24 protein-coding genes, 4 tRNA genes and 1 pseudogene are annotated in these 26,625 nt (G+C 60.3%); 15 read left to right on the forward strand and 14 right to left on the reverse strand.

The window, feature by feature from the left end; translation table 11 throughout:
- Positions 1-25 precede the first annotated feature (25 nt).
- Positions 26-1,063, reverse strand: coding sequence for a sensor histidine kinase (locus tag BLU46_RS25740; protein WP_063028241.1), 1,038 nt, complete (start codon positions 1,061-1,063; stop codon positions 26-28).
- A complete protein-coding gene (locus tag BLU46_RS25745) occupies positions 1,063-1,827 on the reverse strand; it encodes a response regulator (protein WP_063033925.1) in 765 nt (254 codons plus the stop codon). The genes BLU46_RS25740 and BLU46_RS25745 overlap by 1 nt, the downstream gene beginning before the upstream one ends.
- A 290-nt stretch (positions 1,828-2,117) precedes the next feature.
- On the opposite strand from BLU46_RS25745, the gene pyrF reads away from it, so the two are divergent.
- Entirely contained in the window at positions 2,118-2,816 is a 699-nt protein-coding gene (pyrF, locus tag BLU46_RS25750) for an orotidine-5'-phosphate decarboxylase (RefSeq protein ID WP_063028243.1), read from the forward strand.
- Positions 2,817-2,957: 141 nt separating this feature from the next.
- On the opposite strand, the gene BLU46_RS25755 is transcribed toward pyrF, so the two are convergent.
- Positions 2,958-3,965: an NADP-dependent oxidoreductase gene (locus BLU46_RS25755; protein WP_093207616.1), complete on the reverse strand. Its 1,008-nt coding sequence runs from the start codon at positions 3,963-3,965 to the stop codon at positions 2,958-2,960.
- Between the two features lie 227 nt (positions 3,966-4,192).
- Between BLU46_RS25755 and BLU46_RS25760 the strand changes: the two genes are divergently transcribed.
- The 4 genes and pseudogenes from BLU46_RS25760 to BLU46_RS33635 all read left to right on the forward strand — a co-directional run bounded on the left by BLU46_RS25760 (position 4,193) and on the right by BLU46_RS33635 (position 8,665).
- The gene (locus tag BLU46_RS25760; RefSeq protein WP_008431261.1) at positions 4,193-4,954 is read left to right on the forward strand and encodes an SDR family oxidoreductase; all 762 of its coding nucleotides are present in this window, start codon (positions 4,193-4,195) and stop codon (positions 4,952-4,954) included.
- A 203-nt stretch (positions 4,955-5,157) separates the two neighbouring features.
- Complete coding sequence (locus BLU46_RS25765) at positions 5,158-6,582, forward strand: aminotransferase-like domain-containing protein (protein ID WP_063028245.1); 1,425 nt, start codon at positions 5,158-5,160, stop codon at positions 6,580-6,582.
- 154 nt (positions 6,583-6,736) lie between these two features.
- Positions 6,737-7,804, forward strand: a pseudogene (locus BLU46_RS33630) (HAMP domain-containing protein); the annotation flags it as partial.
- An 18-nt stretch (positions 7,805-7,822) separates the two neighbouring features.
- Positions 7,823-8,665 carry a methyl-accepting chemotaxis protein gene (locus tag BLU46_RS33635; RefSeq protein ID WP_408003279.1) on the forward strand — a complete coding sequence of 281 codons (843 nt, stop codon included), beginning with the start codon at positions 7,823-7,825 and terminating at the stop codon, positions 8,663-8,665.
- 36 nt (positions 8,666-8,701) lie between these two features.
- On the opposite strand, the gene BLU46_RS25775 is transcribed toward BLU46_RS33635, so the two are convergent.
- Positions 8,702-9,514 carry an alpha/beta fold hydrolase gene (locus BLU46_RS25775; RefSeq protein ID WP_063028249.1) on the reverse strand — a complete coding sequence of 271 codons (813 nt, stop codon included), beginning with the start codon at positions 9,512-9,514 and terminating at the stop codon, positions 8,702-8,704.
- Positions 9,515-9,635: 121 nt separating this feature from the next.
- Positions 9,636-10,394: a hypothetical protein gene (locus BLU46_RS25780; protein WP_218167928.1), complete on the reverse strand. Its 759-nt coding sequence runs from the start codon at positions 10,392-10,394 to the stop codon at positions 9,636-9,638.
- A gap of 370 nt (positions 10,395-10,764) precedes the next feature.
- Here BLU46_RS25780 and BLU46_RS25785 point away from each other — a divergent pair.
- The 4 genes from BLU46_RS25785 to BLU46_RS25800 all read left to right on the forward strand — a co-directional run bounded on the left by BLU46_RS25785 (position 10,765) and on the right by BLU46_RS25800 (position 11,178).
- Positions 10,765-10,840: transfer RNA gene (locus BLU46_RS25785), tRNA-Glu, on the forward strand.
- 3 nt (positions 10,841-10,843) lie between these two features.
- A tRNA-Gly gene (locus BLU46_RS25790) sits at positions 10,844-10,919 on the forward strand.
- 104 nt (positions 10,920-11,023) lie between these two features.
- Positions 11,024-11,099: transfer RNA gene (locus BLU46_RS25795), tRNA-Glu, on the forward strand.
- Positions 11,100-11,102: 3 nt separating this feature from the next.
- Positions 11,103-11,178: transfer RNA gene (locus BLU46_RS25800), tRNA-Gly, on the forward strand.
- 67 nt (positions 11,179-11,245) lie between these two features.
- Here the strand turns inward: BLU46_RS25800 and BLU46_RS25805 are convergent.
- Complete coding sequence (locus BLU46_RS25805; RefSeq protein WP_063028253.1) at positions 11,246-12,037, reverse strand: response regulator transcription factor; 792 nt, start codon at positions 12,035-12,037, stop codon at positions 11,246-11,248.
- A 137-nt stretch (positions 12,038-12,174) separates the two neighbouring features.
- Between BLU46_RS25805 and BLU46_RS25810 the strand changes: the two genes are divergently transcribed.
- The 3 genes from BLU46_RS25810 to BLU46_RS25820 are packed head-to-tail and all read left to right on the forward strand — an operon-like array spanning position 12,175 to position 13,839.
- Positions 12,175-13,278, forward strand: a complete 1,104-nt coding sequence (locus tag BLU46_RS25810; RefSeq protein WP_063028255.1) for a polyamine ABC transporter substrate-binding protein — start codon at positions 12,175-12,177, stop codon at positions 13,276-13,278.
- Between the two features lie 36 nt (positions 13,279-13,314).
- Complete coding sequence (locus BLU46_RS25815) at positions 13,315-13,557, forward strand: hypothetical protein (protein ID WP_093207621.1); 243 nt, start codon at positions 13,315-13,317, stop codon at positions 13,555-13,557.
- 36 nt (positions 13,558-13,593) lie between these two features.
- On the forward strand, positions 13,594-13,839 hold the full coding sequence (locus BLU46_RS25820) for a hypothetical protein (protein WP_093207624.1): 246 nt from the start codon (positions 13,594-13,596) through the stop codon (positions 13,837-13,839).
- A gap of 261 nt (positions 13,840-14,100) precedes the next feature.
- Here BLU46_RS25820 and BLU46_RS25825 read toward each other — a convergent pair whose 3' ends face one another.
- Genes BLU46_RS25825 through BLU46_RS25845 form a run of 5 tightly spaced genes read right to left on the reverse strand, consistent with a single transcriptional unit; the run spans position 14,101 to position 19,490 of the window.
- Positions 14,101-15,318 carry a phospholipase D-like domain-containing protein gene (locus BLU46_RS25825; protein ID WP_063028259.1) on the reverse strand — a complete coding sequence of 406 codons (1,218 nt, stop codon included), beginning with the start codon at positions 15,316-15,318 and terminating at the stop codon, positions 14,101-14,103.
- Between the two features lie 55 nt (positions 15,319-15,373).
- Positions 15,374-16,021 carry a MotA/TolQ/ExbB proton channel family protein gene (locus BLU46_RS25830; protein ID WP_063028261.1) on the reverse strand — a complete coding sequence of 216 codons (648 nt, stop codon included), beginning with the start codon at positions 16,019-16,021 and terminating at the stop codon, positions 15,374-15,376.
- A 17-nt stretch (positions 16,022-16,038) separates the two neighbouring features.
- A complete protein-coding gene (locus BLU46_RS25835; protein WP_063028263.1) occupies positions 16,039-18,321 on the reverse strand; it encodes a TonB-dependent receptor in 2,283 nt (760 codons plus the stop codon).
- 24 nt (positions 18,322-18,345) lie between these two features.
- Positions 18,346-19,080: an energy transducer TonB family protein gene (locus BLU46_RS25840; RefSeq protein ID WP_063028265.1), complete on the reverse strand. Its 735-nt coding sequence runs from the start codon at positions 19,078-19,080 to the stop codon at positions 18,346-18,348.
- Between the two features lie 2 nt (positions 19,081-19,082).
- Positions 19,083-19,490 (reverse strand): ExbD/TolR family protein, encoded by a 408-nt coding sequence (locus BLU46_RS25845; RefSeq protein WP_017480231.1) that lies wholly within the window; start codon positions 19,488-19,490, stop codon positions 19,083-19,085.
- A 189-nt stretch (positions 19,491-19,679) separates the two neighbouring features.
- Between BLU46_RS25845 and BLU46_RS25850 the strand changes: the two genes are divergently transcribed.
- Together BLU46_RS25850 and BLU46_RS25855 are read left to right on the forward strand one after the other, a co-directional pair.
- The gene (locus tag BLU46_RS25850; protein ID WP_093207626.1) at positions 19,680-20,234 is read left to right on the forward strand and encodes a GNAT family N-acetyltransferase; all 555 of its coding nucleotides are present in this window, start codon (positions 19,680-19,682) and stop codon (positions 20,232-20,234) included.
- Complete coding sequence (locus BLU46_RS25855) at positions 20,234-21,802, forward strand: alkaline phosphatase D family protein (RefSeq protein ID WP_093207629.1); 1,569 nt, start codon at positions 20,234-20,236, stop codon at positions 21,800-21,802. Before BLU46_RS25850 ends, BLU46_RS25855 begins: the two co-directional genes overlap by 1 nt.
- On the opposite strand, the gene BLU46_RS25860 is transcribed toward BLU46_RS25855, so the two are convergent.
- Positions 21,803-22,429, reverse strand: a complete 627-nt coding sequence (locus BLU46_RS25860) for an alanyl-tRNA editing protein (protein ID WP_093210196.1) — start codon at positions 22,427-22,429, stop codon at positions 21,803-21,805.
- Between the two features lie 91 nt (positions 22,430-22,520).
- On the opposite strand from BLU46_RS25860, the gene BLU46_RS25865 reads away from it, so the two are divergent.
- Positions 22,521-23,453, forward strand: a complete 933-nt coding sequence (locus BLU46_RS25865) for a LysR family transcriptional regulator (protein WP_063028271.1) — start codon at positions 22,521-22,523, stop codon at positions 23,451-23,453.
- A 127-nt stretch (positions 23,454-23,580) separates the two neighbouring features.
- Here BLU46_RS25865 and BLU46_RS25870 read toward each other — a convergent pair whose 3' ends face one another.
- Both BLU46_RS25870 and BLU46_RS25875 read right to left on the reverse strand, forming a co-directional pair.
- On the reverse strand, positions 23,581-23,988 hold the full coding sequence (locus tag BLU46_RS25870; RefSeq protein WP_003217220.1) for a PA2817 family protein: 408 nt from the start codon (positions 23,986-23,988) through the stop codon (positions 23,581-23,583).
- 74 nt (positions 23,989-24,062) lie between these two features.
- Positions 24,063-26,510 carry an acyl-CoA dehydrogenase gene (locus BLU46_RS25875; protein WP_093207632.1) on the reverse strand — a complete coding sequence of 816 codons (2,448 nt, stop codon included), beginning with the start codon at positions 26,508-26,510 and terminating at the stop codon, positions 24,063-24,065.
- Positions 26,511-26,625 lie beyond the last annotated feature (115 nt).

Below are 26,625 nucleotides of genomic sequence, written 5' to 3' on the forward strand. Positions count from 1 at the left end.
TTCAAACAGGGCGTAGGAATAACTCCTACGCCCTCGGCAACCACATTACCGCTGTCAGGCCGCCGCCCGGCGTTTCTTCCAGGCTCAACCTTCCGCCCAGGCGTTCCACCGCTTCCTTAGAAATCGTCATCCCCAAGCCCACGCCGCCGGAGTTCCGGTTGCGCGAGCCTTCCAGCCGATAAAACGGCTCAAATACCGCCTCGCGTTTATCCGCTGCAATCCCCGGCCCATGGTCGATCACCTTGACCACCAGCGCCTGTGGGCTGTCCGCCAGCTCGATACGCGCCGTGCCGGCATAGCGCAGGGCGTTGTCGATCAGGTTGTTCAGGCACGAGCGCAGGGCCATCGGTTGCACTTGCAGCGGCGCGCATTCACCACTGCATTGCACGTCGGAGCCGCGGTCCTGGGCGTTTTCACTCAGGGATTCCACCAGCGCCTGCACGTCCAGCCAATGCCGGGTTTCGCTGGTGCGCTGTTCGTGCAGGTAGCTCAGGGTGGCGTCGAGCATGCCGATCATGTCGTCCAGGTCCTGGCGCATCTGGCCCTGCAGCTTGGTGTCTTCGATCTGTTCCAGGCGCAGCTTGAGCCGTGACAGCGGCGTGCGCAGGTCGTGGGACACCGCGCCCAGCATGCGGGCACGCTGGGTGACTTGCTCGCGGATACGCTTTTGCATCAGGTTGAAAGTCGACGCCGCTTGCCGTGCCTCCCGTGGGCCGGACTCGTTCAACGGCGGGCTGTCGAGGTCCAGGCTCAGTCGTTCGGCCGCAGCGCTCAGGCGTTGGATCGGCCGGCTGAGCAGCTTGGCACCGTACCAGGCGGCGATGATCAGCGAGATAAACTGGAAGGTCAGCGGCACCACAGGCCCGCCGAACCAGGGACGACGATGCTCCTTGGGCATTGGCGTCAGGGTGCCGTCTGGCTGCTCGATGAAGGTCTCGTGGGGCGGTGGCGGCGGCGGGCCATAATGGTGAAACCAGAAGAATGCCAGCACGTGGGCCAGCACAATCGCCACCAGCAACACACCGAACAGCCGCCCGAACAGGGTGTTGAAGGCGTTGCGCATCAGCCGATATCCCGGGCGTCGAACAGGTAGCCTTCACCGCGCACGGTCTTGATCAGTTGCGGGGCCTTCGGGTCGTCACCGAGTTTTTGGCGCAGGCGCGAGACCAGTAGGTCAATGCTGCGATCAAAGGCTTCGATGGAGCGACCCCGGGCCGCATCCAGCAATTGCTCGCGGCTCAACACCCGGCGCGGGCGCTCGATAAACACCCACAGCAAACGGAATTCGGCGTTGGACAGCGGCACCACCAGGCCATCGTCGGCCACCAGCTGGCGCAGTACGCTGTTGAGGCGCCAGTTGTCGAAGCGGATATTCGCCCGTTGCTCGGTGCGGTCATCCCGCACGCGACGCAGGATGGTCTGGATGCGGGCCACCAGTTCGCGGGGCTCGAAGGGCTTGGACATGTAATCGTCGGCCCCCAGTTCCAGGCCGATGATGCGATCGGTGGGTTCGCAGCGGGCGGTGAGCATCAGGATCGGGATGTCCGATTCAGCCCGCAGCCAGCGGCACAGCGACAGGCCATCTTCGCCCGGCAGCATCAGGTCGAGCACCACCACGTCGAAGGTTTCGGCTTGCATGGCGTGGCGCATGGCGGCGCCATCGGTCACGCCGCTGGCGAGGATATTGAAGCGCGCCAGGTAATCGATCAGCAGTTCGCGGATCGGCACGTCGTCGTCGACGATCAGCGCGCGGGTGTTCCAGCGCTTGTCTTCACCCACAAGCGAGCCTTTTTGATCGTCATTCAGCACAGGAGTCAGGGTTTGCATGGTGCGATCATCTACCTGGTGGGCCGCCGGGCCGAGGATCGGCGGCGAGGTTGTTGCGTTCAGCATAGGCGCCCAGCACCGGGGCTGGAAGTTCTGTACGGTGGTTCACGTGTGCGAGGCTAATCTTCGGGGGTATTGCAGGCATGTCGGGAATGTATCTGTTTCGACACAATTGCTCGGGAGCCCGCAATCTGGCGGCTAAATCGCGAATTACCGATCATCGGATCCCGCAAACGCGCTGCTTGCGCTACAATCCGCGCCGATTTCGACTTGCCTGAGAGCCCATTCCAATGTCCGTCTGCCAGACTCCTATCATCGTCGCCCTGGATTACCCCACCCGTGACGCCGCACTGAAACTGGCTGACCAGTTGGACCCCAAGCTTTGCCGGGTCAAGGTCGGTAAGGAACTGTTCACCAGTTGCGCCGCGGAAATTGTCGGCACCTTGCGTGACAAAGGCTTCGAGGTGTTCCTCGACCTGAAATTCCACGATATCCCCAACACCACCGCGATGGCGGTCAAGGCTGCCGCCGAGATGGGCGTGTGGATGGTCAATGTGCACTGCTCCGGCGGTTTACGCATGATGGCGGCGTGCCGTGAAGTGCTCGATCAACGCAGCGGCCCCCAGCCATTGTTGATTGGCGTGACCGTGCTGACCAGCATGGAACGTGAAGACCTGGCCGGCATCGGCCTGGACATCGAGCCACAGGAACAAGTGCTGCGCCTCGCCGCCCTGGCGCAAAAGGCTGGCCTGGATGGCCTGGTGTGCTCGGCGCTGGAAGCCCAGGCATTGAAGACCGCCCACCCGTCGCTGCAACTGGTAACCCCGGGGATTCGCCCGGCGGGCAGCGCCCAGGACGACCAACGTCGCATCCTGACCCCGCGCCAGGCCCTGGACGCCGGTTCCGATTACCTGGTGATCGGTCGCCCGATCAGCCAGGCGGCCGATCCGGCCAAGGCGCTGGCAGCGGTGGTTGCCGAGATCGCCTGACTTACCCGATCCAAAGCGGGCACGGTAAAAAAAATGTGGGAGCGGGCTTGCTCGCGAATGCGGTAGATCAGTCACCTTATGCATTGACTGTCACACCGCCTTCGCGAGCAAGCCCGCTCCCACATTTGGTTCTGCGGTGCGTCAGCTGACTTTCAGTACCAACTTCCCAAAGTTCTCACCGTTGAACAGCTTCATCAGTGTCTCCGGGAACGTCTCCAGTCCTTCGACGATATCTTCCTTGCTCTTGAGCTTGCCCTGAGCCATCCAGCCGGCCATTTCCTGCCCGGCAGTGGCAAAGTTCGCCGCGTGGTCCATCACCACAAACCCTTCCATACGCGCACGATTGACCAACAATGACAGGTAATTGGCCGGCCCTTTGACGGCTTCCTTGTTGTTGTATTGGCTGATGGCACCGCAGATCACCACGCGCGCTTTCAACGCCAGGCGGCTGAGCACGGCGTCAAGAATGTCCCCGCCGACGTTATCGAAATACACGTCCACACCTTTCGGGCACTCGCGCTTGAGGCCGGCGTGCACGTCTTCGTTCTTGTAGTCGATGGCCGCATCAAAACCCAGCTCATCCACCAGGAACTTGCATTTGTCGGCCCCGCCGGCGATGCCCACCACGCGGCAGCCTTTGATCTTGGCGATCTGCCCGGCAATGCTGCCCACCGCACCGGCCGCGCCAGAAATCACCACGGTGTCCCCGGCCTTGGGCGCGCCGGTATCCAGCAGGGCGAAATAGGCGGTCATGCCGGTCATCCCCAGTGCCGATAGGTAGCGCGGCAAAGGTGCAAGTTTCGGATCGACCTTGTAGAAACCCCGGGGCTCGCCGACGAAGTAATCCTGCACGCCCAAGGCACCGTTGACGTAGTCCCCCACGGCAAATTTCGGGTTGTTCGAGGCGATGACCTTGCCCACGCCCAGGGCGCGCATGACTTCGCCGATACCTACCGGCGGAATGTAGGATTTGCCCTCGTTCATCCAGCCACGCATGGCCGGGTCCAGGGACAGGTATTCGTTATGCACCAGCACCTGCCCGTCCTGGGGCGTGCCCACTGGTACTTCCTGGTAGGTGAAGGTGTCCCGCGTGGCAGCGCCGACCGGACGTTTGGCGAGCAGGAATTGGCGGTTGGTCTGGGCAGTCATGGCTGGGACTCTTGAGAAGTGGACCTTGAGTGATAGACCCTTCGAGCCGCACCGGCAAGGTGCACGGTACCTGCGAATGCCCGTCGATCCACTGCAATGATAATGACGCCGGTGCTCTTATCACTGCCGCTCATGGTCCGCCAACCGGGCGTTTGATAGTGCTGACGTGCCCATGGCCGCTCTGGCTAGACTGGGGTCATCCAGCATCCCCATCGAAGGACATCACCATGAGCATGACATTTTCCGGCCAGGTCGCCCTGGTGACCGGCGCGGCCGCGGGCATTGGCCGCGCCACTGCGCTGGCGTTTGCTGCTGAAGGCTTGAAGGTTGTAGTTGCTGACCTGGACGCGGCGGGCGGCGAGGGCACCGTGGCGCTGATTCATCAGGCCGGTGGCGAAGCGGTGTTTGTACGCTGCAATGTCACCCTCGAAGCGGACGTACAGCAGCTGATGCAGCAGACCGTGGCCACCTATGGTCGGTTGGACTATGCGTTCAACAACGCCGGGATCGAGATCGAGAAGGGCAAGTTGGCCGACGGCAGTCTGGATGAGTTCGACGCCATCATGGGCGTCAACGTCAAGGGCGTGTGGCTGTGCATGAAGTATCAACTGCCGTTGCTGCTGGCCCAGGGCGGTGGTGCCATCGTCAACACGGCCTCGGTGGCCGGGCTTGGGGCGGCGCCGAAGATGAGCATCTATGCCGCGTCCAAGCACGCGGTGATCGGCCTGACCAAGTCGGCGGCGATCGAGTATGCGAAGAAGAAAATCCGCGTCAACGCGGTATGCCCGGCGGTGATCGACACCGATATGTTCCGCCGTGCCTATGAGGCCGACCCGCGCAAAGCTGAATTTGCTGCCGCCATGCACCCGGTCGGGCGTATTGGCAAAGTCGAGGAAATCGCCAGTGCGGTGCTTTATCTGTGCAGTGACGGCGCTGCCTTTACCACAGGCCAGGCATTGGCGGTGGACGGTGGTGCGACCGCGATTTAGGAACTGATGCTGATGCCATTCAGAAAAGCGTTGGCGGCGCTGTGAGGCTTTTCTGCAGGTGGCCAGGTGCCCTGGCCGAATGTGTATCAGTAGGTAAATAATCCAATTAAATCAATGATTTAATAAATCTTCACCACGGCTGTCATTGGGCTTCTGTGCTTAACTGGTTTGGGTTAAATGACAACAGTTTAAGTGAGTGGCTCATGGATTTAGGGATCGATCGACAAGCCCTTGTACCGGTAGTGCAGCAAATCGTCAGCGCGTTGGCCGCCTGGATTCGCGAGAGCGGAGCCAGTCCCGGGACGCGGTTGCCTTCGGTTCGGCAACTGGCCCACGAGAACCTGCTCAGCCAGTCCAGCGTGATCGAGGCGTTCGAACGGATGGTTGCCCAAGGCGTGCTGTCCTCAAGGCAAGGCGCGGGTTTCTGTGTGGCCCAGCCACCCGCCGAGCGTGGCCTTCGCTGCGAAAACCAATGGTATGAGGGCGCCGAGTCCGGGTGGGGCGCCTTTGTCGACAATCAACTGGGTGAACTGAAACTGGGATGCGGCTGGCTGCCGGACACTTGGCGCGAAAGCGACGACATCAGCTACGCGATTCGTGAGGTCACCCGCACCGATACCGCTGCCGTCTTCAATTACAGCACGCCGCTGGGCCTGCCGGCGCTGCGGGAACAGTTGCTCAAGCGCCTGGCCCACATTCATGTGGCGGCCCGGGTCGACCATATCCTTATCACCCAAGGTGCTAGCCATGCCCAGGACCTGTTGATCCGCACACTGCTCAAGGCCGGCGACACCGTGGTGGTGGAAAGCCCGGGCTACGGCAACCTCTACCGCCAGTTGGCCTTTCACGGTATCAAACTGCTGGAAGTGCCGCGCACACGCGGTGGCCCGGACCTGCCTGCACTGGAGGCGCTGTTGCTCGGGCATCGGCCCAAGTGCCTGTTCATCAACAGCCTGTATCACAACCCCACCGGTACCAGCCTGTCCCAGGGAGTGGCTGAGCGCTTGTTGCAACTGGCCCATTCCCAGGACTTCTTTATTGTCGAGGAAGACGTCTACGGCGATCTGCAACATGCCACCTGCACTCGGCTGTCGGCGTTGCCCCACGAGGACCGGGTGATCTATATCTCGAGTTTTTCCAAGACCCTCAGCAGCGCTTTGCGCGTGGGCTATCTCACGGCCAGCGGGGCGATCATCGCGCAGTTGTCCAAGGTCAAGACCATGACCGGTATCGGCACCTCGCGGTTCGCCGAGGCGGTGGTGGCGACGTTGCTGGCTAATGGTACCTACCGCAAGTGGGTGCAACGTCTGCGTCGGCGCTTGAACACCGAAATGGCCATCACCCTGCAAGTGCTGGAAGACGAGGAGTGGGAGGTTTTCGCGGTGCCTGCGGGTGGCATGTTTGTGTGGGCGCGCCCTGGTGTCGGTGATGGTTCGACGTTGTACGCGCAGGCTCGCCGGCTTGGGGTGTTGCTGACGCCGGGCGCGCTTTTCAGCCCGACCGGCGAACACAGTGACTGGCTGCGCATCAATGTGGCCTATGCTTCAGATCAGCGCGCCCTCGCGCTGTTCAAGGCCATGGGCCCGGCAGGATCGACCTCTACCATTCTGAAAACGACGAGGATGTAGCTTTTTGCCATTATTGTGGCGCCAAACGCTTGTGTTCAGGGCCCCGGGGTTGCGAATCTCGCTGCATTGAAACCGGGCTTGATGGCATTCGCCATTGCAAGAGGACTCAAGTGCAATGATTTCTGCCGTGCAACGACGTTTTGCCAACCTCGGTATGGCAAAGAAACTGGGCTTGGGCTTCGCCTTGGTGTTGCTGTTGACGGCGCTGGTGGCCGCGATCGGCGTGTGGTCGCTGCAAACCGTCGGTCAGCGCTTCGAGGGCCTGAAAGCCATGTCGGCGCTCAACAGTGGCCTGCTCAAGGTGCGCTTGATCGAGCAGGACTACGCGTTGCATGCCGACCCCAAGTCGGTGGACGCCTTGCACGAAAGCGTCGACGCATTGGCCGCCCAGGCCACGATTCTCAAGGGCCAGTCGCCCGCCAACGTCCCGGTGATGACCGACGTTGAGCAGGCGCTGGCGGCCTATCGCAAGGCGTTCGATGAGTTTGTCGAACTGACCCAGACCAAGGACCTGGCCCTGGAAATGGCCAGTTGGTCGGTCTCCAGTGTCGCCAACAACCTCGATGTGTTGCAGGCCGGGCTGGCGGACGACGGCGCCTATGGCCTCAAGGAAAGCCAGGGCAAGGAAGGCGCCGAATTTATCGAGCAGGCGGGGCAGGTCAGCCAGGTCTCGCGCCTGATGCTGCAAGCCATGAACGAAGCGCATGTGCGTCTGGATCAAAGCCGCAAGGGCGATGACGAGAACGCCGAGCAAGGCAAGATCGAGCAGGCTGACCAGGCCCTGGCCCAGGTCGAACAGCTGAAAACCACGGTCAAGGATCCCGGTTATCAAACTGTGCTTAACGAGGTATCCGGGCATATCGCGGCCTTCAGTGAAAAACTCGGTGAGTACACCGGCCTGCTGGCCCAGGAAAAGGTGGTCTATAAGCAACTCCACGAGCGTGCTGCCGAGGTGGTCACCCGGGTCAATCAGGCCTATGACGCAGAAGACGTGTCGATGCAGGCGCAGTTGAAGAAAAGCGCGTTACTGATCATTGGCTCTTCAGCCTTGGCCTTGCTGGTCGGGCTGATTGCGGCGTGGATCATCACCCGGTTGATCGTCGCCCCGCTGCGCAGCGTGATTGCGGTGGCCCAGCAGATTGCCGCCGGTGATCTCAGTGGCCGCATGGACGTCAGCCGTCGGGATGAAATGGGCCAGTTGATGCTGGCGATGCAGCAGATGAGCAGTGGCCTGAGCAATATGGTCAGTGGGTTGCAGGCGGGTATCGAGCAACTGGCCAGCTCGGCCCATTCGCTGTCCAGCGTGACTGAGCAGACCAACGTCGAGGTCAGCTGCCAGAAGGAAGAGACCGAACAGGTCGCCACGGCAATGAACCAAATGACTGCCACCGTGCACGACGTGGCGCGTAACGCCGAACAAGCGGCCGAGGCTGCGCAGACCGCGGATGACAAGGTCGACAGCGGCCAGCAGGTCGTGCGCCAGAGCTTGCAACGTATCGAGTTGCTGGCCAGTTCCGCGACCTCTGCCAGTACCAGCATCGAAAGCCTCAGTGCGGAAATCCAGAATATCGGCACGGTACTCGAGGTGATCAAAAGCGTGGCCGAACAAACCAACTTGCTCGCCCTGAATGCGGCCATCGAAGCGGCCCGGGCGGGCGAGCAGGGCCGTGGTTTTGCGGTAGTGGCCGATGAGGTAAGGGCACTGGCCAAGCGTACCCAGCAATCGACCGAGGAAATCGAGCGACTGGTGAGCACCTTGCGCAGCGCGGCACAGTCTTCGGTGCAGCAGATCAAACAGAGTGGCGAATTGGTGAAGCTGGCGGTCAGTGATGCCCTGGAAACTGAAAGTGCCCTGGGCAGCATTGCAGCGGCGGTGTCGCTGATCCAGCAAATGAACCAGCAGATTGCCGCGGCGGCCGAAGAGCAAAGCTCGGTGGCCGAGGAAATCAATCGCAGCGTCACCAGCATCCGTGCCAGTGCCGATCAATCGGCGTTGAGCATGCAGGGCAACGCGGCGTCGAGCATCGAGCTGGCGCAGTTGGGCACGGAGCTTAAAGGGATGGTCGGGCACTTCCGACTTTGATCACCGCAGGCCTGCGGTGATCAAAGGGCAGGGTCGTCAGGCGTTGTTGACCAGGAAGGTCAGCAGCGCTTCGTTGACGAAGTCGGGGTTTTCGCGGCTGGAGATATGCCCGGCGTCCGGAATCAACGTCAGTGTGCAGCCGATCAAGGTCGCCATTTCTTCTGATTCGGCCGGTGGGCGTGGCTTGTCTTGCTCCCCGCACATCACCAGGGTGGTATCGGTGTCGAGGCGCGAAAGCTGCTCCAGCACATCGGTGCGGCTGAAGATAATCCGGCCCAGGGGCACGATGCTTTGCAGCAGGCGTTCTTTCGGAAAGGCCTTCAGTGCGTTGCGAAAATCCTGATACAAGGCAGATTCCCGGTCGATGCCGGGGCGGAAGAAGATCGGCGCCACCACATCCAGCAGCGGCTCCGGAATGGCGCCGGCATCTTCGATCATCTTGAACAGCGAAAAATAGTACTGGCGAGTGGCTTCCGGCTCGGCACCCAGGTGCGTGTCCATCAGTACCAGGCTGTTGACCCGCTCGGGTGCCAGCAGCGCCAGGCGTGCGCCCCACATGCCGCCGACCGACAAACCCACGAGGTTGACCTGGGCAATGTCCAGGTGATCCAGCAGGGCCAGGTGCTGGCGTGCGAGGTCGTCCAGGGACACGGTGCTTGCAGGCAGTGGGCCGGACTCGCCGTGGCCCCATAGCTCGGGGACGATCACTCGGTATTGTTGGGAAAGGGCTTCTATCTGCGGTGCCCACATCTGGCTGTCCCACAGGTAGCTGGAACCGAGGAGAACGGCCGGGCCGGTGCCCTGGTCGAGGTAGTGCAGCGGTTGTCCATCGATGATCACGACAGGCATGGCGAGGCCCTTTTCGTTAACGGAGAGAGGGGCCTTTTTTACGCTATTCGGGGGGAAGGGGATAGGTGCAGAGTGATGGCATGTGGCGAGCGGGTTTACCGCCCACCACAATGGCAGGGGATCAGTCGTAGATGGCTTTCTTCTTCCAGTCCGCGTCCGCATCCACCTCTTTCAAGCCTTGGGTCAATTCGTTGACCTCGTCTTCAGCCGGCTCGAGGTTGGTCAGCACCATGGAGTTGGCGCGCGCCAGTTGTTTCTCCAGCAATTGCAGTTGCTGGCTGTACACCACGGGCTCCGGCTGTTTGCGCAGGTACTGCACGCCGCGTTCGAACGCCAGGCGTGCCTGGCCAGGCTGGCCTTGTTGCAGCGCGTGCTGGCCCAGGTTGTTGAAGAACTCGATGTGCAGCAACACCAGGATGTGGCGGATTTCCTTGATCCAGTGCTTGGCTTCATTGGTCGGCAGGAAACCGTCCTGGGCCGCGCGAGTGACCTGGCCATGCAGGGCTTCCAGCAGGAACCGTACATCCTTGGCCTTGGCTTCGGTCTGGATCGGGCCGGGCGGGTTGTTCACCGGAATCGATTCGCCCTGGGCCACCAGTGCGTTGAGTTCGGTGATGCGTGCCTTGAGCGCCGCATTCGACTTGTCCAGATTCAACAGGCGCTGGTTGACGTTGAGCTCCAGGCGGGTCAGCAGCAACTTGAGTCGCGGCGTCATCAATTGGCCTGGAAAGGTCTCGGTGATTTCACCGCAGCGACGCAGCCGGTCATTGAGTTCGATCCGGGTCCGGTTCTTTTCCAGCTTATTGTTTTCCACCACGTGGTTCATGTAGCCAATGGCGATCAGTATTACGATCCCGGCTATTACCAGCAGGGTGATCATGAGTGGTGTCACCGGTGTGACCTCTTTATGGGGTTTGCGTTGAAGTGTAGTGACTGGTGCAGTGGCCGGATAGGACTGAGCGACCAGTTGCGTCAGTAGTTTCTTCTATATAGCTGGGCAGTCCCTGCGTAGATGCACATTGCCATCATTTGCTGTGGCCAACTATAGCGTCTTGTGGAACGCCAGAATATAGGCGCCAAAGCCTGGACGGCGAGAAACCCTTGCAACCCCCGTAAACCACGGCGAAGTCATTGATTTAAATAAATTTATCCTTGGGGGTTGACGACCTCCCAATCCATCCATAGAATGCGCGCCACTTACAGCGTAAAGCACACAGCGAAACGCGGTAGGGAGTGAATGTTGTACGTGTGTCCCCTTCGTCTAGTGGCCTAGGACACCGCCCTTTCACGGCGGTAACAGGGGTTCGAGTCCCCTAGGGGACGCCATATGCGGGAATAGCTCAGTTGGTAGAGCACGACCTTGCCAAGGTCGGGGTCGCGAGTTCGAGTCTCGTTTCCCGCTCCAAATTTAAGCAGTGTTGCTCTCGGGCGGCACTGAGTGAAACCAGGGCATAATCTTCGGATTTAATCTCTGGGCACTGAAATACACACCATGTGTTTCAGTAGCGTGTCCCCTTCGTCTAGTGGCCTAGGACACCGCCCTTTCACGGCGGTAACAGGGGTTCGAGTCCCCTAGGGGACGCCATTTGCGGGAATAGCTCAGTTGGTAGAGCACGACCTTGCCAAGGTCGGGGTCGCGAGTTCGAGTCTCGTTTCCCGCTCCATATTTAACGAAAACGCCGATCAGCAATGATCGGCGTTTTTGTGTGCGCGGCTTTTTATCCGCCGAATCTAGTTTGGCGCGTAAGCGTCTTGCTTCGGTATAAAAAAGCGTGAGAACAGTTCGGACTGCGACTTGATGTTCAACTTGTTGTAAATGTTGCGCCGGTGCACCTTGATTGTTTCGGTAGACAGGGACAATTTGCCGGCGATCTCTTTGTTCGAAAAGCCGCTGAGCAGCAATTTGAGTACATCCTTTTCACGCGCGGTTATCTGCGTGCCGAGTTGAACGATGGCTTCCGACCACGGTGGTGGCTCACTGAGATTTTTTTCCAGGTCCGTCTCAAAGCACATGCGTTGATGCATCAATGCCATGACCCAAGGCTTGATGATCTCCAGTGTGGTGATCTGCTCCGGGCTGAAGCGCACGTTACTGCCGAAGGAAATACACAGCGTTCTGTTCGCGTCGAGCTGCACGTTGTACTGCACCTCATCCACAGAGACATACGGGGCGAAATACTGGTGGTAATACTCGGTAGTCAGGAAATGCTCCGGCGCGATGTCTGACAAATGGAAAAAGCCACTCTGTGGGTTTTCACGGTTGGCTATGTAAAAAGGGTCGAGCAAATAAAGCCCTTTTACGTAGCGTTGTGTCAGTGCATCCACTTCCTCGGCGTCGGCAACTTCGGGCACGGAGATCACAGTGACGTGTTGATCGCTGAACACCAATACAACCCAGTTATCGATCTGTACGTATTCTTTTAATACGCGAACCAGAGAGCTCCAGAAAGCCGGGCGGTTCAGCTCCATGATCAGCTTGCCGGCCGACCGGTGCCAGGCCAAGTCATGAAGGTCGAGTGACATTTACTACCCCTTTAGGGTTAGGGATTCATAGGTCTGAGCTAAGTACTTGTAGGTATTTACTAATCGACGACGGCGGGTATATTCACCCACCAGTGGTGATGGCCATGAAGGCCATTCGTTATGACAAGGATAGTTATATGAATAAATCACATTTGCGAGCCATTTTTTTGGCCTCGCTTGTCTGTGTTGGCGCAAGCACGCCGGCAGCGGCGGCAGAGCCACGGGTCAATCTGTACAACTGGTTCGGGTTGATCGCCCCTGAGACGCCGAAAGAATTCGAGCAGAAAACTGGCGCCAAGATGCACGTGGATACCTTCGACAGTGCCGAGGTCATGCAAAGCAAAGCCATGGCTGGGCGCACCGGGTACGACGTCGTCGTTGCCACGTCCAACGTCTTGCCAAGCCTGATTCAGGCTGGCGTCCTGGCGCCGCTGGACCGCAGCCAACTGAGCAACTACTCCCATCTCGACCCCGAGATGATGGCGTTGCTTGCGATAAATGATCCCGGCAATCTCTACGCCGTGCCTTACTTGTGGGGCACCACCGGCATTGGCTACGACGTGGATAAAGTCAAAGCGGCCCTGGGTGATAACGCCCCGGTGGACAGTTGGGACTTGATCTTCAAAGAAGAAAACATCAGCAAGCTCAAGTCGTGCGGCGTGGCGATGCTCGACTCTCCGAGTGAAATCATCTCCATCGCTCTTCATTACCTCGGGCTGCCGAGTAACAGCCAGAACCCAGAGGATTACCTGAAGGCACAGGCGCTGCTATTGAAAATCCGCCCTTACGTCCTCTACTTCGACTCTTCCAGAACCGATGCTGACTTTGCTGATGGCAACATATGCGTGGTCGTGGGTTGGGCGAGCGGGGCACTGACGGCGCAGGCCATCAACGAGAAAAACAACACCGGGCGCAAGATTGCCTACAGCCTGCCGCGTGAAGGTGGGCTGGTCTGGTCGGAAAATTTTGTGCTGCTCAAAGATGCGCCCCATGCCAAGGAAGGTCTGGCTTTCATCAATTACATGCTTGAACCACAAGTGATTGCCAAAAGCTCGAACCACACGCTTTACCCGAACGCTAACAAGGACGCCACTGAGTTCGTCGAGCAGAAGCTGCGCGACAACCCTTGGATTTATCCTGACAAGAATACGGTAGCCACACTTGTTCCGCTTGAACCACTACCGTTGAAGTTAGAACGAATCCGCACGCGTGTGTGGACCAAGGTCAAGAGCGGTACATAACCCGCTTGGCATTCATCTTTATTGGCAGAGGGTTACATGGCTATTTGCAAAGAAACCAAAGCCGACAGTCATCAATTAGTGACGCTGATAAAGATGGTTGAGGCCTATGAGGCGCAAAGAACCCATGGCCTCGCGTCACTGGGTAATGATGAACGACTGCTGAACCGCATCAAGGCATTGCTCCATAAACATGATGGGAGGAGTCGCTCGACGAAAGTCGATCAGCGCAGGCGTATGAATGGGGCCACAACGGCCCCGCTTTATCCGTCGGCAGACTAAGGGGCTGTCGCAGCGTTTCCAGGGAGGAGAAAAATCATGCGCCATGCGGCTAACCCATACTTTCTGAAGCCGGACGAATACCAGGCCTACAAGGAAATCGAAGAACAGATCGGCCATTGCACGCCCGAACAAGCCTGGGCGATGTATTACGTCTCGAGCGGGATGGTGCGCGAGTTCATCACGCTGGCGGTGATGGAGCATATCGGTCGGGGCAATCGGGCGCTGTTGCTCGAGTGTCCCGACCTTGCTCGGCTCCAAAACAGCGGCCATGGCGCGCTCTAGCTTTTGTCGATGCATGCGTGTCGTCAACGCCTGCTCATCACCCGCGCCAAACGCAGTATGACTTCCCGGATCTCATCCCGGTCAAGCGGGACAAACCCCAGGCTCAGGGCATTTTCCGGCATATTCAGCGGTGAGAACTGACGCGCGCTGCGCACCACCACGCCCCGACTTCTGAGGGGCAGACTGCTGCCGTGTTACGGCAGCGCCTTCGCGAGCAAGCCCGCTCCCACTGGGTTTTTCGGTGAAGTTTGAAATGGGTTATCAAGGCTTGCCAGGATGCGGTTCCGGGTACTGCGCCGCTACATCCAGTGCCTTGGCATACGGCCCATCCCACAATTGCGCATGCAGCTCGCCCACACGCTTGGCCATCACCGCGTCATGCATCACCACTTCCAGGTTGCGCGAGTTATCGAAGTAACCACCCAGCCAGTTACTGGTCCCCACCCAGGCCACTTGCCCGTCGATTTCCATGGTCTTGCTGTGGATCACCCGCGCGTAAGGAATAAATCCCTGCTTGGCCTCGGGCAGCGTAACGATCTTGACCTCGATATTCGGCAGCACGGCCAGGCTTTTCAGGTACGGCAATTCCAGGGCTTCGGTGTTCCAGTTGGACACCATCAGCTTCACCGACACACCACGCGCTGCGGCGGCGCGCACGGCGTTGTCGATCACCGCGTAGTACGGCCGGGTTCGGTCCGGCCCGTAGGACAGCGGCGCGTAGTCGAGCAGTTGCACGCGCACTTCTTTCTTGGCCTCGCTCAACAGGCGCGGCAGTTCCAATTGTGAATCGCCCACGCCGGGCGGATTGTAGCGTTGTGGGCTGGCCACCAGATAGTTGCCGGTGCGTCCCTGCTCCTGGCCCGCAGCCGGCAGCGGCACGGGTTGTTTATCTGTAAGGGCGGCCTGGGCTTGCCAGTCCTGATTGAAGATCGCCTGCACCTGGCTGACCACGGTTGTATCGCTGATGCGCAAACCGGTTTCGTGGATATGCTCCAGCGAACGCCAGTCGAAGTTCTGGCTGCCGATAAACGCCTGCTTGCCGTCCACCACCATGTATTTCGCGTGGATGATTCCGCCACTCAGTTGCCCGTACGAAAGCACGCGGAAGGTCAGGTTGGGAATCGCGCGCAAGCGCTCCAGGGTCGACGCTTCCGACAGCCGGATACCTTTTTCTTCCAACAGAAAGCGGATTTTCACCCCGCGCTTGCCGGCGGCTTCCAAGTGTTCGATGACCGTGTCCATCACCGAGCCGGGATGGTCGGCCGCGTAGAACTGGCCGATATCAATGCTGTTTTTTGCACCGTCAAACAATTCGATCCACACCGGGCCCGGCTGACGCAAATCGGCCGTGCCCAACGTGGTATCCACCGGCACGGTGTGCACCAGTTCAAACCCCGGAATTGAAAAGTCCGCCTGGGCAAGCGGACTGAGGAGCAAGCCGGTCAGGCCTGCGATACGCAACTTCATCGAGAGGGACATAGGCGTCTCATCGGGCAAAAAGAAAGGCGGGCGCATCATGCGCCCGCCTTGAAGGTCATGCTGTGCGGGTATGCAGCGGTGTCGGCACCAGGTGCGGCACTTCACCCTGTACGCGGGCACCGGTCGCAGCGCGGATCAGCAGGATTTTCAGCTGGTCGTTGATGCGCTCCAGGCTGTCCTGGAAGAAGTTGTGGAACACCACGCAGAACAGCGCGATGGCGATACCCAAACCCGTGGCGAACAGGGCCGTACCGATACCACCGGAAATCTGGCCCGGGTCGGACACGCCGGCAGTGGCCAGCGCTTTGAAGGTGTCGATGATGCCGAGAATGGTGCCCAGCAGGCCGAGCAGCGGCGCGGCGGTGGTGATGGTTTCGATGATCCACAGGCTGCGGGACAGCGGCGCGCGGGTCTTGAGGTACTGGGTTTCGATCTCGTCGTCCAGGTCCTTGCGCGAACCATGGGAAGCCTTCTGCGCCAGGATCGGCAGCACCATGCTCAGTGGCAGGCTGTCGCGGCGGGTCAGGTTTTCCGGCAGGTCACGCTCGCTGTGCACATTGGCGCCCAGCACTTCAGTCAGCGCACGGGCCTGACGGCGCACGTAGGCGAAGTAGATGCCACGTTCGATGGTGATGAAGATCGCAATCGCCAGGGCGGCGTACATCACATAAAAGGTGATTTGGTGAAGCAGGTTCATGTCCATGATGCTGAGCCTCGCAGTTAGAAATTGGCTTCCAGGGATACGGTGACGGTGCGGTCAAGCCCAACGATGTAAGCCGGGTCGCCGTCGCGGAAACCGCTGTAGCTCGCCGAGTTGGTCTTGGTGGTGTACACGCCGTCCAGGTACTTCTTGTCGAACAGGTTGTCGACGTTCAGGCGCAGGGTTGCGTCCTTGACGACTTTCTTGTCCACCGGCAGGTAGATACCGGCGCCGAGGTTGAAAACGGTGCGGGCGGAGATGGCTTCGTCGTTGGTCAGGTCGCCATAGAGCTTGCTGGTGAACTTGCCGCCGAAGGTGCCGTAGAAGCGCCCGTCGTCATAGCCGACGTTGGCTGCGAGCATGTTGGTCGGCACGTTGGCGAATTGCTTGCCGCTGGTGGGCAGCACGATCGGCTTGCCGGCGCTGTAGACGGTCAGGTCATCCTGCTGCTTGGAGCTGGTGTAGGTGTAGGAGGTGTAGTAGTTGAAGTTGTGCGGCAGCTTGCCGCTCCACTCCAGTTCCAGGCCTTTGTTGATGACGGTGCCGGCGTTGATGTCGGCGGAATCACCATTGCTGTCCAGGGAGGTGAGCTGGCGATTCTTGAACTGCATGTAGAACAAGGTGGCGGCGAGGGTGCTGTCTTCGCCGGTGTAGCGCCAGCCCAGTTCCTGGTTCCAGCTGAGCTCCGGCTTGGAGTCGAGGGAGCCGACGCCTTTGTCGTACAGCACGTAGTTCTGCGGAATCCGCATGTTGCGCGACAGGCTATAGAACAACTGGTCACGCTCGTCGATCTGGTACTTCAGGCCGGCGTTGGGCAGCAGTTTGTTGTAGGTCTGGCTGGCCTTGCCCGGTTGCTCGGTGAGGCTGCCGTGGTTGGTGCCGTCACGCTCGACGTTCATGTAGGCGATGCCGGCGATCAGTGTCCAGTCCGAGTTGATGTACCAGGTGTCCTGGGTCCAGACCTTCTGCGCCGGCGTCACGGTGTAGCGGTCGCGCCCCTGCACGGTGTTGCCGTTGGCGTCGACCACGGAGTTGCCGTCGGGCCAGGTGTCGCTCGGCTTGCCGTTGTTCTTCAGGGCAATGAACGGCTGGGTCTGGCTTTGGCGGGCGCGTTCGTACCAGTAGCCGAATTGCAGGCTGTGATCGCCCAGGTCCCAGTTCAGCTTGGTGGTGATGCCCGGGCGCCAGGTCTGGGTGCGCGAAGGGCGGTAGTAGACGCCGGTGGTCGCGGAACCGTCGGCGTTGTATTGAGCCTGTGTCGGCAGGTTGCCGAGGTCGAAAACGCCGCCCTTGTTCGAGCCACTGTTCAGCGCATAGGCCGAAGAGCCCACGCCACTGCCGTTGCCGTAGTAGTAATACGGGATCACCGAGAGGGACAGATTGTCGCTCAGTTTGTACTGGGTGTTGAGCACGGCGGTGAAGGTCTGGAACGGGTTCTGCGCCAGGTCGTAGTAGCTGCTGATCTTGCCGTTGGCGCCCACCGCCGGTGTCGCCGGATACGGGTCGTACTTGCGGCCGTACTGCTGGAACTGTGACTTGGTCAGTTGGCTGTAGCTGTTGTTGTCCTGCTCGTGGTACTTGAGGATCAGGTTGGCGGTGTTGCCGTTGCCGGCGTCGAAGAAGCTGTTCCACTCCACCTTGTCCGCACGCACGGCACCCGAGCCGCGCCACATCTGGCCTTCGGTGTGGGAGGCCGACAGCCAGTTGCTCAGGCCGTTGACTTCACCGGTGTTGAGGCGGGCGAAGGTCTTGCGGGTGGCGTTGCTGCCGACCACTTGCTTGACGAAGGCACCGGTTTCCTTGGTGGGGCGAATGGTCACGATGCCGATGTTGCCGCCGCTGGAACCGATGTGCGGGCCGTCGGCTTCCGACGAGCCCTGGGTGACGAAAATCTGGTCGATGTTTTCCGGGTCGCCCAACAGGTTGGAGTACAAGGCGTAGTTGCCGGAGTCGTTGATCGGCATGCCGTCCACCGACATACCGACCTGGTCGGAGTTCATGCCGCGCATGGTGAAGCGGAAACCCGAGAGGCCGGTGTTGTCTTCACTGGAGATGTTCAGGCCCGGGGTGTACTTGAGCTTGTCGATGGCGTTGCCGGTGGCCGTCTGTTTGTCCAGCGCTTCCTTGGTGATGGTCGAGCGGCCCTTGGCGCTCTCTTCCTGGACCATGTAACCGCCCCCCGCGGTTGCCTTGCCCTGTACCCCAATAGTCCCGACGTCACTGTCGCTGGTGTCTGCCATGACCACTCCATGGGTCATGCTCGTCGCGGCAACGAGTGCCAGATGAATCCGGGTGAACTTCATCACTGTCGTCCTGGTGGTGTGTGCTTATTGCACGCTGTAGTTGAAGGTGGCGGTGAAGCGCTGCTCGTTACGTCCACCGAAGGCTTGTTCGGGGAACGGTTTCACCTGCTTGATACGGCGTAGGCTGTTGGTGGCGGCCCGATTGAGCAGCATGCTCGGCGCCGGGGTCTGGATCCCGGAGTCGAGGACGCGGCCTTGGCGGTCCACCATTAACCAGACCACCACCTCGCCACTGGGGCGTTCGAGGGACGCCTGGCGCCCGGTGGGGTATTGCTTGTAGGTGTCCAACTCGTTGCGCAAGCCCTTGAGGTAGCCGCCTTCCAGCGCCTGACCGTCGACTTTCGGCGGCGCCGGTGGCGCGGCGGGTGCTGGCGTGGGTGCGGGAGCGGCTTGCACCGGTTTGGCGGCCACCGGAGCTGGCGCAGGCACAGGCGTTGGCTTGGCGACCACGGGCTTGGGCACCGGTTTTGGCTTGGGCTCAGGTTTTGGCAGAGGCTTGGGCACCGGTTTGGGTGGCGGAGGCGGCGGGGCGGGTTCGGCCTCTTCGTCTTCGATCACCGGCGGCGGTGGCTCTTGCTCCACCACGGGCTCGGGGACCACTTCCGGCTCGGGCTCCACCAGGGCAAGTTCAACCGCCGACTCGTCGTACTGCGGCTGGATCTTCAGGGGTTGGGACTGGATACCCAGTGCAATCAGCACCAGGGCGATCAGGGCCGGGACACTGCCCAGCAGCCGACGCGCACGAAACAAGGCATACATGATCAGGACTTTTTCGTGGCGATGGAGACAGAGGTAAAGCCACCCACGCGCAGGGTGTCCATCACCTCGACCAGGCGCGACACTTCCACGCCTTTGTCGCTGTTGACGATGATCGTCGACTTGGTGTCAGGCTTCTCGGCGGCCTTGAGAGCAGGCACCAGTGCCTCGACGCTCATGTCCTTGCCATCGAGCTGCAACTGGCCTTCCAGGCCCAGGGTCAGGATGAATTTATTCTGCGGCTTGAGCTGTTGTGAACTGCTGGCGCTCGGCAACTGAGTCTTCATGCCCAGGGCCGGAATCACGTTCAAACTCACCAGTACAAAAAACACCAACAGGAACATCATCACGTCGATCATCGGGATCAGTTCGATGTGTGCCTTGCGCTTTTTGGGTTCATCCCAAGTTCTCATTCCGCTACCCCACCGTTGATTAGGGGCGACACGCTAGCAACCAAAAATGACCGAATGGTTAACTTTAATTTAAGCTTTTAAGGCTCTAGGACGCGTCTTACAGACGACTCGTGGGTCTATTTATCTACGTAATGAAACTGACACGACGCGGGTACATTCTTGGAGAATTTATTTCGCGAGTCCCTCTGCATGAGCATTGCACTGCCGCATTTATCCACCCCGCGCCTGCTGTTGAAACCTCTGCAAAAGGAGCAGGCCGAGACGTTGTCGGTGCTGGCCAACGATCCCGATATTGCGAACAACACGGCTGCGATTCCATCGCCTTACACCTTGGAAACCGCACACGTCTTTATTGATGGCCAGGCAGAGAATTACCGCTCGGGGCATTCACTGGGGCTGGGTATTCATCTGCGGGAAACGGGCGAATTGATCGGCGTGATCAGCCTCAGGTTGTCTGCGGCTCATCGAAGTGGGCATCTCGGGTATTGGGTGGCCGCCCATTGTCGAAGCCAGGGTTATGCCGCCGAAGCAGCGGCGCAGATCATGGCGTTTGGGTTTAGCGAATTGGCGCTGCAGCGTGTGGGCAGCCAGTGCTTTGCCCGTAACAAAGGGTCCGCTCGGGTCATGGAAAAAATCGGCTTGGCTTACGAAGGGTGCATGAAGGGCGCCTTCCTCAAGAATGGGGTGCAGGAGGACATGTTGTTGTATGGCCTGGTGCGTGCGGATTGGAAGGAGCACGGTTGATGAGTGTCGATCACGGCCGCCGTCGAGTACTGGGCGGGCTGGCGATTGCCACCGCGTTTTCGATCCTTAGTCCTTTTGCCCGCAGTGCAGGCATCGACTATCCCTTCACCCTCGGCGTGGCTTCAGGCGATCCGTTGCCCGATGGTTTCGTGATCTGGACGCGCCTCGCGCCGTTGTTCAATGCCGCAGACGGTCGCGGCGGATTGAACCGAGCAGTGCCGGTGCGCTGGAAGGTGGCCAGTGATGCGGCGATGACGCGGGTTGTGCGCCAGGGCGAGGTGATGGCCAGCGAGTGTTTCGCCCATTCGGTGCATGTGGAAGTCGCCGGGCTGGAAGCGGGTCGACCGTACTGGTACCAGTTCGAAGGCCTCGGCGCGCAAAGCCCGGTGGGGCAGTCGCGTACGGCCCCGGCGGTGCATGCCGTGGCATCGGCGCAGTTGGGTTTTGTCTCCTGCTCCCATTGGGAGCGAGGCTACTTCAGCGCCTATCGTCACTTGGCGGCCGAGCAGCCTGACCTGGTGTTTTTCCTCGGTGATTACATCTATGACAGTTCCTACGCGGCCGACTCCGGCAAGATCATTCGCCCCCACGGCAGCGGCAATGCGCTGAACCTGGTGGATTACCGCAACCGTTACGCCCTGTACAAGACCGATCCGGATCTGCAGGCACTGCATGCCGCGGCGCCCAGTGTGGTCACCTGGGACGATCACGAAGTGCAAAATGACTATGCCAATGAATGGTCCCAGGACCCGAACATCCCGGTGGCGAGTTTTCTCAAGCAGCGGGCGGCGGCCTACCAGGCGTTCTACGAGCATATGCCGCTGCGGGCGAGCAGCCTGCCGCGCGGGCCGGACATGCGCATTTATCGGCGTTTGGACTACGGCCGACTGGCGCGTTTCCATGTGCTGGATGGGCGTCAGTACCGCTCCGAGCAGCCATGCATCCTGGCCAATGGCAGCCACAAGGGGCATGTGGCCGCGAATACCTGTGCCGACCTGCGCGATCCCCGTCGCACCATGCTCGGCTGGGAGCAGGAAGCGTGGCTGGATCAGGGCTTTGCCGAGTCCCGGGCGCAATGGAACGTGATCGCCCAGGACCTGTTGGTCGCGCCGCTCACACAACGAGACCTGACCAATCACAAGCCTGGCCGCTGGACCGATGGTTGGGATGGTTACATGGCCAACCGTGAACGGATGCTCGCTTCGATGGTGCGCAGGAAGGTGAATAACCCGGTGTTCTGGGGTGGCGATATTCACTCGTTCTGGGCGACGGACCTGCACGCTGACGGAGGGAACCTGGATTCGCCGGTGGTCGCTACCGAGTTTGTCGGCACCTCGGTGACCTCTGACGGGCCGCCGTTTGAGGCGTTCAGTGCGATCCTGCCGCTCAATCCCCATGTAAAGTTTTTCGACAGCCGCCAGCGCGGCTATGTGTCGGTAGCGCTTGAGGAGAAGAGCATGCTGACGCACTTCCGGGTGATTTCCGATCCGAAGGATCCGAATGCCAGTGTCTCAACCCTCAAGTCGTTTGTGGTGGAGCCGGGCAGGGCGGGAGCGATTTCGGTTTAGTCAGTCCAGGGTATAGCGCACCGACAACGCACCCTTTTTCTCGGAGAGGGCCAGGATCGTCACTTGGCCCACGTCCCCCAATGCCTGCACATGCGTACCGCCGCAGGCATAGGCCGGCAGCTCGCCAAAACCCACTTCCCGCGTGCCCTCATCCAGTGCCATATGGCGCGGCAGGTTGGCGGCGATCCATTGGTCGACTTGCCGCTGAATCGCCTCGGCGTCCATGGGTTGAGCCGAAGTACCGCGAATAAAGGTGATCTTGCCTTCGCCCGGCCAGTGATGGGCCTTGATCGGCATCCAGCCCAGGGTTTCGCCGGCATTGCCGATCAGATGCCCGGCTGAATGCAGGCGCGTGTGCAGGTTACGGCGGTCTTCATCGACGCGTGCCTGGATCGCGCCGGGTACTACGGGGCGGTCGACGTAATGCACGATGCGATCGCCTTCCTGCACGACCTTCAACACCTGGCTTTCTCCCAACCAGCCGGTGTCGCAAGGCTGGCCGCCACCTTGGGGATGGAAGATCGTTGACTGCAGGGTCACTGCAAATTGGTTATCAAAAGGTGTGCATCCCAGCACTTCAAGTTCGGCATTCAGGTGGTCATGGGTAAAAAACAGGCGCTGGGTCATCATCTACATCCGCATCAGGGTTTCTATCCAGCAGTATAAGAAGTGCGCCAATGGGTGATAATCCGTTCAAATCTCAATGGACTTGTGCGTCATGAGCATCAATCTTCCCTTGCCACTGCTCGGCGAAATGGCGATTTTCGTCAAGGTGGTGGAAACCGGCAGCTTTTCCGAGGCCGCACGGCAATTGGGTGCATCGCCGTCCTCTGTGAGCCGCAGCATCTCGCGCCTGGAAAAAGCCCTGGCGACCCGACTGCTGCAACGCACCACGCGCAAGTTGCGCCTCAGCGAAGGAGGCGAAGAGGTGTTCAAGCGCTGCCAGGAGATGGTCAGCGCCGCGCGTTCTGTAATGGAAATCAGCGGGCAGTACACCCATGAAGCCGAAGGGTTGGTGCGGGTCAGCGTGCCTAAGGCGGTGGGGCGTTTTGTGGTGCATCCCCATATGCCGGAATTTCTGCGGCGTTATCCCAAGGTCGATGTGCAATTGATCCTTGAGGACCGGCATGTTGACCTGATTGATGACAATGTCGACCTGAGCATCCGCATCACCGACAGCCCGCCGCCGGGCTTGGTGGGGCGCCAATTACTACCTATCGAACACTTGATCTGCGCCACGCCGCATTACCTGGCGGAGCACGGTGCGCCGCAGCATCCCCATGATTTGTTGGAGCACAGTTGCATCTACCTGGGCGAGACGCCTGGGGATGCGCGCTGGAAGTTTCGCCAGGGCAGCAAGGCGGTGACGGTCGGGGTGCGCGGGCGGTATGCGGCGAATCACACCGGGGTGCGGCTGGATGCGGTGTTGCAGCATGTGGGAATTGGCAGCTTGCCGTATTTCACGGCGCGGCATGCGCTGGAAGCGGGGGAGGTGGTGCAGGTGTTGCCGGGGTGGGATTTTATTGCGTCGTACCACGGGGATGCCTGGTTGCTGCATTCGCCGACGCGATATCTGCCGCCGAAGTTGCGGGTGTTTATTGATTATCTGGTGGAGTGCATGGCCAAAGAGCCGACGCTGAAGAAACGGTAGGAATGCGATCGAAATGTGGGAGCGGGCTTGCTCGCGAATGCGGCGTATCAGTCACCTAAAATATTGACTGACACACCGCATTCGCGAGCAAGCCCGCTCCCACATTGGATTTTCGTGAGCCCTGAAATCAGTGCTTGGGCTGGTCATTGGACATGGCCAACAACTGCTTTTCCTGGTTCCAGTCGAATGGTTCGTCGTTCTGTTCCGCTTCGAAGCGACGCTCTTCCAGAGCCTGGTACAGGTCCAGTTCGTCGTCGGGCATGAAGTGCAGGCAGTCGCCACCGAAGAACCACAGCAAGTCACGCGGCACCAGGTGAGCAATTTGCGGGTAGCGCAGGATGACCTGGCTCATCATGTCCTGGCCCAGGTACTGGCTTTCGATCGGGTCGATGGGCAGCAGGGCGCGCAGTTCATCGAAGCGCTCCAGGAACAGGAGGTGGCTTTCCTCGGGCACCTGTTCGGCTTCGCCGACGGCAACCAGGATGCTGCGCAGGTGGTCGAGCAAGACGAGATGATCGGCAACGACATTGGACACGAGATAAGTCCTCAAGAGCAAAACGGGCGCGAGAGTATATAGCTCAAGCGCCCGTTTTTATATGACCGCTGGGATCAGCGGACTTTTCCCTCAGCCTGGGTCAGCTCTTCCTTGCTGAAATCATCCACGTCGATCACCTTGCGTCGTGCCGCTTCGGCGTCACGCAGGGTCTGCGCCTCGGCTGGTTGCAGCACGCCGGCATGCAGCGCGGCGTCGATGGCGTGTTCGCCGGCGGTCGGTTTGACCTGGCCGCTCTTGAGGCCTTCGTGGAGTTTTTTCTGCAATGGATGGCTGTCGGCCAACAGGTCGTAGGCGTGTTGCAGGGCACCCACCGGATCTTCGGCGGACTGTGGGCGATAGCAGCCCGCTAGCACTGCTTCCAGCGTCGGGTCACCCTTGGCGCGACCAAGCACTGCGGCCACCTCGGCATCCAGTGCATCGGACGGGCCTTTATGACGGCGGCCGAACGGGAACACGATCACCCGCAACAGACAACCCAACACCTTGCTCGGGAAGTTGGTCAGCAATTCATCCAGTGCCCGCTCGGAGTGGCCAAGGCTTTCTTCCATGGCCCAGGCGAAGAGCGGTTCCAGATGGTCTGGCGAATCCAGGTCGTGATAACGCTTGAGCGCCGCCGACGCCAGGTACATATGGCTCAGCACATCACCGAGACGTGCCGACAGGCGTTCGCGACGTTTCAACTCGCCGCCCAGCAGCATCATGCTCAGGTCCGCCAGCATCGCAAACGCAGCAGCCTGACGGTTGAGTGCGCGGAAGTAGCCCTGGCTCAAGCGATTGCCCGGGGCTTTCTCGAAGTGGCCGAAACCGAGGTTCAGCACCAGGGTGCTGGCGGCGTTGCTCACGGCAAACCCGATGTGCTGCAGCAGCAGTCCGTCGAATTCCTTCAGGGCCTGGTCATGGTCTTCACGACCAGCCAGGGCCATTTCCTTGAGTACGAACGGATGGCAGCGGATCGCACCCTGGCCAAAGATCATCAGGTTGCGCGAGAGGATATTCGCGCCTTCCACGGTGATGAAGATCGGCGCGCCTTGCCAGCTGCGGCCCAGGTAGTTGTTCGGCCCCATGATGATGCCCTTGCCGCCGTGCACGTCCATCGCATGGCTGATGCACTCGCGGCCGCGTTCGGTCAGGTGGTACTTGAGAATCGCCGACAGCACCGAGGGTTTTTCTCCCAGGTCGACGGCATTGGCGGTGAGCATTCGCGCGCTGTCCATCAGCCACGCGTTACCGCCGATGCGGGCCAGGGCTTCCTGGATGCCTTCAAAGGCCGCCAGCGGTACGTTGAACTGCTCACGCACCTGGGCATATTGGCCGGTCACCAGGCTGGTGAACTTGGCCGCGCCGGTGCCAACCGCTGGCAGGGAAATCGAACGGCCTACCGACAGGCAGTTCATCAGCATCATCCAGCCCTTGCCGAGCATTTCCTGGCCACCGATCAGGAACTCCAGGGGAATGAACACGTCCTTGCCGGAGTTGGGTCCGTTCATGAACGCGGCACCCAGTGGCAGGTGACGGCGGCCGATTTCAACGCCCGGTGTGTCGGTGGGGATCAGCGCGAGGCTGATGCCGAGGTCTTCTTTGTCGCCCAGCAGGTGGTCCGGGTCGTGGGCCTTGAAGGCCAGGCCAAGCAGGGTCGCCACCGGGCCGAGGGTGATGTAGCGTTTTTCCCAGTTCAGGCGCAGGCCGAGGGTTTCCTTGCCTTCCCATTCGCCTTTGCAGATCACCCCGGTGTCGGGCATGGAGCCGGCATCGGAGCCCGCCAGTGGGCCGGTCAGGGCAAAACACGGGATATCGTCGCCACGGGCGAGGCGGGGCAGGTAATGGTTGCGTTGTTCATCGGTGCCGTAGTGCAGCAGCAATTCGGCCGGGCCCAGGGAGTTGGGGACCATGACCGTGGAGGCGAGGTCGCCGCTGCGGGTTGCCAGCTTCATCGCGACCTGGGAGTGGGCGTAGGCGGAGAAGCCTTTGCCACCGAATTCCTTGGGGATGATCAGGGCAAAAAAACCGTGCTGCTTGATGTGCTCCCAGGCGGCGGGCGGCAGGTCCATGGCCTGGCCGATTTCCCAGTCGGTGACCATGGCGCACAGTTCTTCAGTAGGACCGTCGATGAAGGCTTGTTCTTCTTCGGTCAGTTGCGCCTTGGGATAGGCCAGCAACTTGTCCCAGTCGGGGCGGCCGCTGAACAGCTCGCCGTCCCACCAGACGGTGCCGGCGTCGATGGCGTCGCGCTCAGTCTCGGACATCGGCGGCAGGACTTTCTGGAACCAGTTGAACAGCGGCGCGGTGAAGTACTTGCGACGCAGGTCCGGCAGCAGCAGCGGGGCGGCCACCACGGCGATCAGCACCCAGAAGATCAACAGCAACCAGCCTGGAGCATGGCTGAAGGCGCCCATCGCCAAGAGGTAGACGGCGACCACGCCGATGGCGGGCAGGGGCGCGATGCGCCGGTGCGCCAGATAGGCAATGCCCACCACCAGAACCAGTATCCACAACAACAGCATATTCAATCCTCCGTGAAACCAGGTGCGAAATCACCTCTGAGCTTAGTCGGCATCCGAAAAAGCGCGGTGACGAGGGTGTTACGTGGTGTGCCGGCAAAGATCAGCACCAAGCGCC

The organism is Pseudomonas yamanorum, assembly GCF_900105735.1.
GTDB lineage: Bacteria > Pseudomonadota > Gammaproteobacteria > Pseudomonadales > Pseudomonadaceae > Aquipseudomonas > Aquipseudomonas yamanorum.